The 11489-nt window shown below is 73.7% G+C and carries 9 protein-coding genes; 7 read left to right on the top strand and 2 right to left on the bottom strand.

Annotation, left to right across the window (positions count from 1 at the left end; translation table 11 throughout):
• Positions 1-21: 21 nt before the first annotated feature.
• Both ACFYUV_RS17115 and ACFYUV_RS17110 read left to right on the top strand, forming a co-directional pair.
• Positions 22-1419 carry a WD40 repeat domain-containing protein gene (locus tag ACFYUV_RS17115; RefSeq protein ID WP_387669497.1) on the top strand — a complete coding sequence of 466 codons (1398 nt, stop codon included), beginning with the start codon at positions 22-24 and terminating at the stop codon, positions 1417-1419.
• A gap of 59 nt (positions 1420-1478) precedes the next feature.
• Positions 1479-4577: a chondroitinase family polysaccharide lyase gene (locus tag ACFYUV_RS17110; RefSeq protein WP_387669495.1), complete on the top strand. Its 3099-nt coding sequence runs from the start codon at positions 1479-1481 to the stop codon at positions 4575-4577.
• A gap of 155 nt (positions 4578-4732) precedes the next feature.
• Here the strand turns inward: ACFYUV_RS17110 and ACFYUV_RS17105 are convergent, their stop codons facing one another.
• Both ACFYUV_RS17105 and ACFYUV_RS17100 read right to left on the bottom strand, forming a co-directional pair.
• Entirely contained in the window at positions 4733-5287 is a 555-nt protein-coding gene (locus ACFYUV_RS17105) for a DUF4142 domain-containing protein (protein ID WP_387669494.1), read from the bottom strand.
• A 104-nt stretch (positions 5288-5391) separates the two neighbouring features.
• Positions 5392-6156, bottom strand: a complete 765-nt coding sequence (locus ACFYUV_RS17100) for an SDR family NAD(P)-dependent oxidoreductase (RefSeq protein WP_387669492.1) — start codon at positions 6154-6156, stop codon at positions 5392-5394.
• A gap of 243 nt (positions 6157-6399) precedes the next feature.
• Here ACFYUV_RS17100 and ACFYUV_RS17095 point away from each other — a divergent pair, with 243 nt between their 5' ends.
• From ACFYUV_RS17095 to ACFYUV_RS17075, 5 genes are all read left to right on the top strand, one after another.
• The gene (locus tag ACFYUV_RS17095) at positions 6400-7029 is read left to right on the top strand and encodes a class I SAM-dependent methyltransferase (protein WP_387669490.1); all 630 of its coding nucleotides are present in this window, start codon (positions 6400-6402) and stop codon (positions 7027-7029) included.
• 162 nt (positions 7030-7191) lie between these two features.
• Positions 7192-8079: an aldo/keto reductase gene (locus tag ACFYUV_RS17090; RefSeq protein ID WP_387669488.1), complete on the top strand. Its 888-nt coding sequence runs from the start codon at positions 7192-7194 to the stop codon at positions 8077-8079.
• A 144-nt stretch (positions 8080-8223) separates the two neighbouring features.
• Entirely contained in the window at positions 8224-9168 is a 945-nt protein-coding gene (locus ACFYUV_RS17085; RefSeq protein WP_387669487.1) for a TIGR01777 family oxidoreductase, read from the top strand.
• A 73-nt stretch (positions 9169-9241) separates the two neighbouring features.
• Positions 9242-9766, top strand: coding sequence for a type II toxin-antitoxin system prevent-host-death family antitoxin (locus tag ACFYUV_RS17080; protein ID WP_387669485.1), 525 nt, complete (start codon positions 9242-9244; stop codon positions 9764-9766).
• A gap of 158 nt (positions 9767-9924) precedes the next feature.
• Entirely contained in the window at positions 9925-11403 is a 1479-nt protein-coding gene (locus tag ACFYUV_RS17075) for a DHA2 family efflux MFS transporter permease subunit (RefSeq protein WP_387669484.1), read from the top strand.
• Positions 11404-11489 lie beyond the last annotated feature (86 nt).

Raw genomic sequence — 11489 nt, 5'->3', positions numbered from 1 at the left:
AACGGCGAGGAGGCGCGTGCCTTGGCTATTCGGACGGACGAGCCGGCGGTTGTCCCGCGAGCGCGCCGCGGCAGGGCCCTGCCCGTGCTCGCCGCCCTCCTGGCCGTCGCCCTGGCCTGCGCCGGCACGGCCTGGTGGCTTGAGCACGGGCAGGCACGGGACCGGGAGCGCGTCGCGCTGGCCCACGGGCTCGCGCTGCACGCCGCCGAGCTGCGCGGCGACGATCCGGTCAGGGCTCGCGACCTCGGCCTGGCCGCTGTGGGCGTGCACGCCGACGACCAGACCTGCGCCGGGCTGACCGACACCCTCCTGCTGTGGCGCAGGGACGACCTCCGTCCCCGCGGCCCCGGCGGCGCCTGGCACGCCGAGCTGAGCGGCGACGGACGCGTCGGCCTGGTCGCCGGGAACGGCAAGGCCGAGGTCTGGGAGCTCGGCTCCGGGAAATCGGTCACGCTGGACGGGCCCGAGGGCGCGGCGCCGGCGCTCTCCCACGACGGCCGCACCGCTCTGACCGGCGGCGACGACGGCGCCACGACCGTGTGGGACCTCACCGATCCCGCCCGCCCGGCCCGCCGGGCGACGTTGCCGGGCGTGGCGGCGAAGGGGCCGCTCGACGACGTCCAGGCCGTGGCGGTGAGCCGGGACGGCCGGGTCGCCGCGGTCGCCGACTTCGCCGGGAACCTGCTCGTGTGGGACCTGACCGTAGGCGACCACCCGGTCCGGCGCTCGGTCACGGCCGTCCACGACTCCCGGACGGAGGACCTCGACCTCAGCGGCGACGGCAGGACGGCGGTCACCACGACCGACGGGGGCCCGGTGACGATCTGGAACCTGGCGGACCCGGCGCACCCGGTGAAGGCCGCCGAGCTGACCCCGGCCATCTACACCGGCACGGCCGCCGCCCTGAGCGGCGACGGACGCGTCCTCGTCGTCGCGCGGCGCGACCCGGGGGCCGACTGGCGGAGCCAGGCGGAGCTCTGGACGCTCGCCGACCCGGCCCGCCCGGTCCGGACCGCCGTCATCGGGATGCCACCGGCGGACATGCTCGACGTGGCCCTCACACCCGACGGCGGGACCGCTCTCCTGGCGGGCTCCAACGGCAGCGGATCGCTCTGGGACCTGTCCGTGCCTTCCCGGCCCGTCCGGCTGGGCGGGCTGCGCGGGTACCCGTCGGAGGTCAGGGGGGTGGCGTTGAGCGACGGCGCCCGCAGCGCCCTGCTGGCCGCCCCCGACAGCGCCACCTTCTCCCTCTGGGACCTGCACGACCTGCGGCAGGTGGTCACCGACCCTGAGCAGGACCTGTGCGACCACGGCCCGCAGATCTTGAGGAGGGCGGACTGGGACCACTACACCGACGGCGCCGACCCTTCGGACTACGGCGGCGGTGACGGGGACGTGAGCCTCTGCTCCCTCCGATGAGGGTAACGGTTTGACCAGATGTCTTTACCTTGCCGCAGCGGTCGCGTTGGATGGCGCGCATGGTGGAGATCACGCGCAGAACGGTGTTCAAGGCGGGTGCGGCAAGCGCTTTCCTCGCGGGCGGCGGCCCGGGGACGGCGGCACTGGCGGCGTCCGGCCTGGTGGGAGGACCGGCCGCCGGGGGAGTGGCCGCCGAAGGGCTGGAGCAGCGGGCCATGGCGATGGACCCGCCGGTGTTCCTGCTGGAGAGCGCCGTCCCGCCGCACTTCGCCGCCGGGCCCGGCTCCACGTTGTCGATCAGCGACCGGGTCGCCGTGTGCGGGACGCGGTCGCTGCGCTGGGAGCACGCGAGCCGTGACGTGATCACCGTGCGGGCGCCGCTGCGGTGGGCGCCCGACCCCTACCGGCTCGGCGACGACCAGGCGTGGCAGGGGCTGGTGGACGCGTTCTGCGTGTGGGTGCACAACGCCGAGCCGGTGGACGACGTGCTGCGGTTCGAGTTCGGGCGGGGTGAGCGCACCGACCTGTGGTTCGAGTTCCGGCTCGGGTTCAGCGGGTGGCGTACCGCCTGGGTGCGGTACGCCTACGACATGCACGGCCGGCCCCATCCCGACATGGACACCCTGCGGATCGTCGCCCCGCGCAGGGCCGGGACCCTGCACCTCGACCAGCTCATGCTCAACGTGCCGCTGCGTCCCGACGCCCCCTGCCGCGACCACCAGCTCCCCGACATCGCCCCCGAGGGCGACGAGTACGACAACCAGCACTGGCAGGCCCTCCACCGCTTCGACCGGCTGCTGGCCACCGTCGAGCCCGACCTGTCGCCGCCGTCCGCCGCCGAGCTGGCCTCGCTGCGCGCCCTGCACGCCCGCTACCACGACGAGTACCTGACCGCCCAGGTCAAGCCGGACGTGCCGGGGCTGACCGCGCAGGTCGCCGCCCTGGAAGGCCGTCCCACGCACGCCTACCAGGCGCAGATCTACCCGGCCGAGATCGCCGCCGAGCTCAAGGCGTTCGTGAACCCGGTCACGCTGCGCGCCTGCACCGACCTGATGAAGACGATCGCCCAGGCCCACCAGGCCGCCCCCGCCGAACGTCCCGCGCTGGCCGCCCTCTACCTGCGCATGGTCGCCCACCTGCGGGAACAGGGCTGGACGAAGGGCAGCTGCCAGGGCACGATCCACCACCTCGGCTACGACGTCCGCGGCCTGTACGACTCCGCCTACCTCATGCGGGACGCCCTGCGCGAGGCGGGGGAGTTGCAGCGGGTACGAGCGGACCTGGAATGGCTGAGCGGACTCGGCCGGATCTTCCGCGGTTTCGGCTTCCGGATGGCCCGGGGCAGCATGATGGACCTCTACAACACCACGGTCCGCGGCATGCTGGCGGCCGTGCTGCTGCGCGACGGCGAGGCGCAGCAGGTGGCGTACCTGCGGGCGCTGCGCGACTGGCTGAACGCCACCCTCCTGCCCACCGACGGCATCCAGGACGGCATCAAGGTGGACGGCACCGCCTTCCACCACGTCGGCTTCTTCCCCGACTACGTCCGCGACGGCTTCGCCGGGCTCGCGCCGCTGGTCTACGTCCTGCACGGCGGCTCGTTCGCGATCTCGCCCGAGGCGTCCGGCTGGTTGCGCAAGGCGCTGCTCACGCAGCGGGTCTACGCCAACAAGAACCACTGGCCGATCTCGATCAGCGGCCGCAATCCCAGCGGCGCCACCGCGCTGTCGATCGTGCCGTTCGAGTGGCTGGCCCCGATCGACGATGAGATCGCCGCCGCCTTCCTGCGCCTGCTGCCCGGCAACCCGACGCCGCGGCAGAAGGAGCTCGCGGCCCGGCTCGCCGCGCGCGGCATCGCCCCGGAACCGGCTCCGACCGGCGCCTGGGCGCTCAACTACGCGGCGCTGGCCGTGCACCGCCGCGACGAATGGCAGATCACCGTACGTGGGCACAACCGCTACCTGTGGAGCACCGAGATCTACGTCGGCGCCAACTGGTACGGCCGCTACAACACCTACGGCCAGATCCAGGTCCTGCACCGCGGCGACCCCGTCACCAACCAGGACAGCGGCTACGCCCAGCCCGGCTGGGACTGGAACCGCCGCCCCGGCACCACGGTCATCCACAAACCGCTCGACCAGCTCAAGGGCGACCTCACCGGGGCCATCGAGGAGATGCTCCTCACCGACTCCCGTTTCGCCGGAGCCTGCACCATCGACGGACGCAACGCCCTGTTCGCCATGGACCTGCACGGACACCCCAAGTACGACGGCACGCACCGGGCCCGCAAGTCGGTGTTCCTGTTCGACGACCGCGTCGTGGCCCTCGGCACCGGCATCACCAACGACGACACCGCGGACGAGACGGAGACCACCCTCTTCCAGACCCGGCTGCCGGCCAGGACCGCGCCCACCGTGGTGGACGGCGCCGCGGTCACGGCCTTCCCCCACCAGGCGCTCGACGGCGGCCCGCGCTGGCTGCTCGACGACAAGGGCATCGGCTACTACCTGGCGCCCGGGCAGAAAGTGGCCCTGACCCGCTCGGCCCAGACCTCCCGCAACAACGCCACGGAAGAGCCCACCAGCGGAGACTTCGCCACAGCCTGGATCAGGCACGGCACCGCCCCTCGGAACGGGACATACGAGTACGCGATGGTGGTGAACGCCACGGCCGAGCGCATGGCCGGCTTCGCCGCCGCGATGGGGGACGCGGCGAGCGCCCCTTACCGGGTGCTGCGCGCCGACACGGCGGCCCACGTCGTACGGGATCGGGACACCGGCATCACCGGGTACGTGGTGTTCGAGCGCACCCGTCTGGAAGGTCTGGTACGCGAGGTGGACACGCCTTCGATGCTGCTCGTCCGTACGGAGGGGGAGACGCTGGTGATCGCGGTATGCGATCCGGACCTGCGCCTCTACGGCGGGATCGACCACGACCAGTACGAGAAGGGCCGCTACGTCGGGCACTACAGCCCGTGGTCGCGGCCCTGGCTGGCCGGCCCGAGCCACCCGCACCGCATGAGGGTGACCCTGGACGGCCGGTGGCGGGCGGACGCCGGCCAGCCGTGCCGGGCGAGGATCACCGGGCCGCGCACGGTCCTGGAGTTCGAGACCGTGCACGGACGGCCGGTGCAGGTGCGGCTGAGTCCCGCGACCTGACCCGGGCGGGGGCGGGGGCGCCCCCGCCCGGGGATCACGCCCGCGACCGCGACGACCACCGTCCCGATCAGCCGGTTCACGTCCTGGTCAGCCGGTTCGCGTTCCCGGTCGGACGGTTCACGTCCTGGTCACGGGGCGGGATGGTGCACGCCCGGTCAGCGGGTGTGCCGGTCGAGTTCCGCGCGGATCTCGCGCAGGTGGTGCCGGACCGCGGGGGCGCCGTCGCGCGCCAGGTCCCGCACCCAGCCGGAGTGACCGTCCCGCAGCTCGCGCCGGATCAGCGTGAGCGTCTGCTCGTGCGCCCCGGCCTCCAGGCGCAGCCACGCCCGGTCGAACCGGTGACCGGAACGGCGGGCGAGCACCGCGTCCAGGTCGTCGCGCTGGGCGGCGCTCGGCGCGTCAGGAAGGCTGACGCGCAGCCGGTGCGCGACCTCGCGCAGCCGGGCGTCGAGCTTGCGGTGGTCACGGATCAGCCGCCAGGCGATCTCGCGCACGTCCTCGTCGTGCGACCTGCGGAGTGCGGCCTTCCCGGCCGCGATCTCGGCGAGATTGCCGCGGTGCGCCTGCCGCAGGTACGCCCGGTCCTGGCCCGAGGCGTGGAACGCCTGGACGGACGGGGCGGCTGCGGCGCCGGGCGCGGCCACCGGCCGGACGGTGGTGGCGGCCTGGGCCGCGGCGGGGGCCGTGGCGGACACGGTCAACGCCAGCACGGCCGCGATTCCCGCGGGTGCTAAGTGGCTCCGTGCTGTTCTCATGAGTCCCTCCCTTCAATGGGACCCGTGCCTGCTGCCCCATCCGGTCGGGAGTATTCGAGTTAATTGGGTGGATCGAAACGGCCGTCCACGGCGGTCCAGCCGCCGTCCACGTACAACACCGAGCCCGTCACGAAGCTCGCCGCGTCGCCGGCCAGGTAGACCACCGCGCCGGCCATCTCGGGCGCGGTGGCCCACCGGCCGAGGGCGCTCTTGGCGGCGTACGCGGCGTACCAGTCGGGGTTGTCCTTGATCTGCCGGGTCAGCGGGGTCTCCACGACGCCGGGCGCGATCGCGTTGACGCGCACGCCGTGCGGGCCGAACTCGGCCGCCGCCGTCCGCAGCAACTGCACCAGCCCCGCCTTCGTGGCCGAGTAGACGCCCTGCCCCGGCTCGGTCACCGACGCCCGGATCGACGCGAACCCGATGATCGACCCGCGCCCTCGATGCACCATCCCGGCGCCGAAGGCCCGCACCACGTCGAACGAGGCCCGCAGGTTCAGCCCCACCACCCGGTCGAACTCCTCGCCGGAGTAGTCGAGCAGCCGCTTGCGCACGTTCGTCGCCGCCGTGAACACCAGCACGTCGGCCGGCTCCTCGGCGGCGGCCGCCCGGACGGCGTCGGGGTCCAGCACGTCGAGCAGCCGGCCCGTGCCCCCGCACCCGGCGGCGGTCTCCTCCGCGGCTGCCAGATCCCGGTCCGCGCACACCACGGACGCCCCATGCGCGGCCAGGGCGAACGCCGACTCCCTGCCGATCCCGCTGCCGGCCCCGATCACCACGGCCCGCCGCCCGTCGAGGCGGAACAGCGCGTCATATCCCGTCATGCTGAGAAACACTAGCGACTGGTCAGACCAGTACACCAGGTTCCCGCACCCCACGACCGTCCTGCGCCGCGACCGTCCTGCTCCGCGACCGCCCTCCCCGCGACGCCGCCTCGCGCTGCCCGTCCGGGATCGCGCGGGACGGCCGGTGGGTCAGGGGGGCCGCGCCGGGGCGGGGATCCCGGCGCGTGGGGGCGTACGGACGCCGGCCCGAAACTGTCGGCGGCGCCTGCCAGGATGCGACTCATGACGACCATCGCAGGCTTCTGGGACGCCGCCGCCGACTCCTTCGACGACGAAGCCGACCACGGGCTCCGCGACCCCGACGTCAGGGCCGCCTGGGCGGCGCGCCTGGCCGAGTGGGTGCCCGCCGGGCCGCTCGACGTGCTCGCCCTGGGCTGCGGCACGGGCTCGTTGTCGTTGCTGCTGGCCGTCCAGGGCCATCGTCTGACCGCCGTCGACCTGGCCCCGCGCATGGTCGAACGGGCCCGGGCCAAGCTGGCCGCCACCGGCGCCACGGTGCTGACGGGAGACGCGGCCGACCCGCCCGTCGGCGACCGCCGCTTCGACGTCGTGCTGGCCCGCCACCTGCTGTGGACCATCCCCGATCCGGAGGCGGCGCTGGCCCGTTGGGTGTCGCTGCTGCGCCCCGGCGGCCGGCTGGTGCTGGTCGAGGGCCGCTGGCAGACCTCCGGCGGGCAGTCCGACTACGTGCCGGGTGAGCACTTCCCGTGGATGGGCGGCGTCACCGCCGCCAACCTGACCACGACCCTCCGTCCCCTGGTCGGCGACCTTCGGGTGCATCCCCTGCCCGACCCGGCATTGTGGGGCAAGGAGATCACCGACGAGCGCTACGCGGTGGTGGCCACGGTCTGAGACCAGGCCGGGGCGGCCCTGGGAGTGTCGGATGCCCGGCTTCCTGGTCCCGGCTTCCTGGTCCAGGCTCCCCGGTCCCGGCGGGAGCCCGACCCGTCGTCACTGCTGGACGAGCGCCGCCCCGTCAGGGGGTGGCGGTCCCGGCGGTGAGGCGGCCGTACGATGGGCCCTTTCATCGGGGAAAGGGCGGGCGCGGTGGTGGGCAGGACGTTCGAGATCGCCGGTGAGCTGCGGGTGCGACGCCTCGGCTACGGCACCGCCCAGCTCACGGGCCCCGGCTACTGGGGCCCGCGCCTCACGCCCGGCGCGGCGGTCGCGCTCCTCCGCCTGGCCGTCGACCGCGGCGTCACGCTCATCGACACCGCCGACAACTACGGCCCGGACATCGCCGAGGAGCTGATCGCCCAGGCCCTCCATCCGTACCCCGGCGACCTGGTGCTGGCCACCAAGGGCGGCGTGATCCGCACCGGTCCGGACAAGTGGCACCCGGCCGGACGCCCCGAGGATCTGCGCGCCATGTGCGAGGCGAGCCTGCGCCGTCTGCGCACCGACACCATCGACCTGTACCAGCTCCATCGCATCGACCCCGCGGTGCCGCTCGCCGACCAGCTCGGCACGCTGGCCGAACTGCGCGAAGAGGGCAAGATCCGGCACATCGGGCTCGACACCGTCACCCTGGACCAGCTCGACGAGGCGCTGACCGTCCTGCGGCCGGCGTCGGTGCAGAACCGGTTCAACGTGCTGGACCGGGAGTCCGAGCCCGTGCTGGCGCGCTGCGAAGAACTGGGCATCGCGTTCCTGCCCTGGTTCCCCCTCGGGAACGGGTCCCTCGCCGCGTGGTCCGGGACGGGGGCGGCGATCGAGCGGGTGGCCGCCCGGCACGGCGCGACGTCCGGGCAGGTGGCGCTGGCGTGGCTGCTGCACCGCTCCCCGGTCGTCCTGCCCACGCCCGGCACCGGCTCGGCCGTCCATCTGGCGGAGAACCTGGCCGCCGCCGACCTCACCCTGACCGACGAGGACATGCGGACCCTGGACGCCCTCACGTCCTGATCCGCTGCGCCCACGAACTCCCGCCCGGCCAGGCTCCTCCGCTCCTCCGTCCCTTCCGACGCCCTCCGCCGCGACGAGCGCGCTGCCCGGCGGTGCTCGGGGCCGCCCTGAACGCGTTCAAAAGACGGGAGTAGGGTCGGCAGAGTGAAGATCGTGATTCCCGGAGGAACCGGACAGGTCGGCGAGATTCTCCGCCGGGCGCTGACCTCCGCCGGCCATGAGGTCGTGGTGCTGACCCGCAGGCCGTCCCGGAAGGGCGAGGTCGTCTGGGACGGCGAGACCCTGGGCGCGTGGGCCCGCGAGATCGACGGCAGCGACCTCGTGGTCAACCTGGCCGGGCGGAGCGTGAACTGCCGTTACACCCCCGCCAACCTGCGGGCCATGATGGACTCCCGGGTGCGCTCCACCCAAGTCGTGGGACGGGCGATCGCCGCCGCCGCACGTCCGCCCCGGGTCTGGCTGCAGATGAGCACCGCCACCCTCTACGCCCACCGCTTCGACGCCCCCAACGACGAGGCGACCGGCCTGATCGGCGGCGACGAGCCCGGCGTCCCGCGCTACTGGCGCTACAGCGTCGAGATCGCCAAGGCATGGGAGCGGGAGCAGGAGCGGGCCGAGACCCCGCACACGCGCAAGGTCGCCCTGCGCACCGCCATGGTGATGAGCCCCGACCGCGGCGGCGTCTTCGACGTGCTGCTGCGCATGACCCGGCTCGGCCTCGGCGGGCCGCTGGCGGGGGGCGCGCAGTACGTGTCCTGGATCCACGACCGCGACCTCGTCCGCGCGGTCGAGTTCCTGGCCGGGCGGGACGACCTGGACGGACCGGTCAACCTGGCCGCGCCCGGGCCGCTGCCGCAGGCCGCGTTCATGCGGACGCTGCGGTCCGCCTGGGGCGTGCCGGTGGGCCTGCCCGCGACGCGGTGGATGGCCGAGCTCGGCGCGTACGCGCTGCGGTCCGACACCGAGTTGCTGCTCAAGAGCCGCCGGGTGGTCCCGGGGCGGTTGCTGGGGGCGGGTTTCGCCTTCGAGTACCCGCAGTGGCGGGAGGCCGCCGACGACCTCGTCCGGAGGGTGTGTCGCGGGGGGTGAGTGCGTCGGACGCCTCGCGGGGGCGGGCGAGGATCCTTGCGCGAATATCGTAAGGTGCCTTACGGTTTTCCTCATGATCAATTACAGCGAGATGGAGGACAGGCTGGGCGTGCCCATCGGGGTCGAGGAGGCACGGTCCCGCTGGGGGGCGCTGGTGGGCGCGGCGGGTGAGGGGCAGATCACGCTGATCACGCGGGAGCGCTGGGAGTGGGCCGCGCTGGTGCCGCTGTCCAAGGTTCCCGGGATGCTGACCGGATTGCCGGTGGTGTCGTTGTCCACGGCCAAGGCGAAGCTGGGGGAGCTCGTCCGGCAGGTCTCGGAGCCGTACGACGACAGCCCTGTGCTCCTGGCCCGGCACCGGACGCCCGTCGCCGCGCTGATCGCGGCCACCCGCCTGCTCGGGCCCGGCTCCGGTGAGCGGGCCGCGCCGCAGAGGACGGCCGACGTGGAGACGCTGCTGCGCGACGGCTGCACGGTCACCCTGAGCCGCCATCCGACCGGGTCCGGCGTGATCGCCGTGGCGCGTGACGGCGACGGCGGCGAGGTGGCCGTCGGCACCGGCGACACCGTGGAGCAGGCCCTCCGCACACTGGCCTGAACCTTCCCTGGACGGGACGCGAACTCCCGCAGCGCCCCCCTGTGCCCCGCGCCTGTGGCCGTACGTTCCTGGGCTGGGATCTTGACAATCGGTGGGGTGAGCTCTTTCCTAGAGGGGGATTCTAGAAAGAGTGGGCATGAACGTTCAGGCGGTCCGGTGTGACTGAGTCCGAGGCCGTCGCGGCGGTGCCGGGGGTGGGGGCGGAGGATGAGGCGGCGCAGCTCCGGTACGCCTGGCGGGCCGTCTCGGTCACCAGCCTCGGCATGTTCCTGACCGGGCTCAACTCCAGCTCGCTCAACGTCGCCCTGCCCGCCGTCGTCGCGCACTTCCGCGTCGGCGCCTTCCTGGCGAGCTGGGTGCTGCTCGCCTACATGCTGGTCAGCTCGGTCGGGCTGGTGGTGTTCGGGCGGGTGGCCGACCTGTTCGGCAGGCGCGGCACGTACTTACTGGGGTTCGTGGTGTTCACCGTCGCGAGCCTGGCGGCCGGGTTCGCGCCCTCGATCGAGGTGCTGCTCGCGGCCCGCGTCGCCCAGGCGTGCGGCTCGGCCATGATCCTGGCCAACAGCTCGGCCATCCTGGCCCGCGCCTTCCCGCCGGCCCGCCTGGGCCGTGGCATGGCCGTCTACATGGCCATCATCTCCGTGGCGGGGCTCGTGGGGCCGTCGTTCGGCGGGTTCCTGGCGGGCGCGGCGGGCTGGCGGTGGATCTTCTGGTTCAACGTGCCCGTCGGGGTCGCGGCCATCGTCTGGGGCGCGGTCACTCTCCGCCCGGTGCCGAGGGGCCCGCGCGAGCGGCTGGACGTGCCGGGGATCGTCCTGCTGTTCACCTGGCTGAGCGGGCTGCTGCTGGCCCTGTCGCAGGGCAGCTCGCTCGGCTGGCTGAGCCCGTGGGTGGTGGCGGGCGGGGTGGCGTTCGCGGCGGCGGCCCCGGTGTTCGCGCTGGTCGAGTGGCGCAGCCGGACGCCGCTGCTCGACCTGCGGCTGTTCGGCGACCGCGGTTTCGCGCTGGCGAACCTGGCCGCCGTGCTCAACTCGCTCGGGCAGTTCTCGATCGTGCTGGTGATCTCGTTGTTCCTGCAGTCCACCCGGCAGTTCGAACCCGCCCAGGCCGGGCTCGCCGTGCTGCCCGTCTCGGCCGCCTCGGCCCTGACCTCGCTGGTCGCCGGGGCGCTGACCGGACGGTTCCACCCGCGCACGGTGGCGGTGGCCGGCTCGGCGGTGAGCGCGGCGGGCATGGCGGTCATGCTGGCCGCGCTGGACCCGTCCGTGCCCTACGCCTGGCTCGGGACGGCGCTCGCGCTGGTGGGCGCGGGCAGCGGGCTGTTCATCACCGCCAACACCACCGCGATCATGATGGACGCGCCGCAGGACCGGCTCGGCGTGGTCAACGGTGTACGGCTCATGCTGGTCAACGTCTCGACCGTGATCAGCACCGCCATGTCGCTGGCGATCGTCGCCGCGTCCGTGCCGGCCGCCGAGCGGCACCTGGTCTACGCCGCCGACCCCGCCCGGCTGTCCGGCGTGGCCGACGTGCTGCAGGACGGTTACCGGCTGGCGGTGGGCGTCCTGCTGGTGCTCGCCGTGGCGGCCACCGTGGTCACGGCGGTGAGCCGGACGGGGGCGCGCCGGGCGGCGTAGCGGCTGACCTGGCGTCGAGCGAACGCGTCGGCGGGGGGTGAGGTGGCCAGGGACGAAGTGGCGGGGCGGGAACTGGAGTTCCATGT

The sequence above is a fragment of the Nonomuraea sp. NPDC003560 genome, from assembly GCF_042878785.1.
Classification (GTDB): Bacteria; Actinomycetota; Actinomycetes; order Streptosporangiales; family Streptosporangiaceae; genus Nonomuraea.
This window is presented reverse-complemented; position numbering and strand designations above follow the sequence as displayed.

What these genes read in the sequence shown, in the direction of transcription:
- ACFYUV_RS17110 (WP_387669495.1), top strand. Translation starts at nt 1,479, where the DNA reads ATGGTGGAGATCACGCGCAGAACGGTGTTCAAGGCGGGTGCGGCAAGC.
- ACFYUV_RS17100 (WP_387669492.1), bottom strand. Translation starts at nt 6,156, where the DNA reads ATGACGGGATATGACGCGCTGTTCCGCCTCGACGGGCGGCGGGCCGTG.
- ACFYUV_RS17095 (WP_387669490.1), top strand. Translation starts at nt 6,400, where the DNA reads ATGACGACCATCGCAGGCTTCTGGGACGCCGCCGCCGACTCCTTCGAC.
- ACFYUV_RS17090 (WP_387669488.1), top strand. Translation starts at nt 7,192, where the DNA reads ATGGGCCCTTTCATCGGGGAAAGGGCGGGCGCGGTGGTGGGCAGGACG.
- ACFYUV_RS17080 (WP_387669485.1), top strand. Translation starts at nt 9,242, where the DNA reads ATGATCAATTACAGCGAGATGGAGGACAGGCTGGGCGTGCCCATCGGG.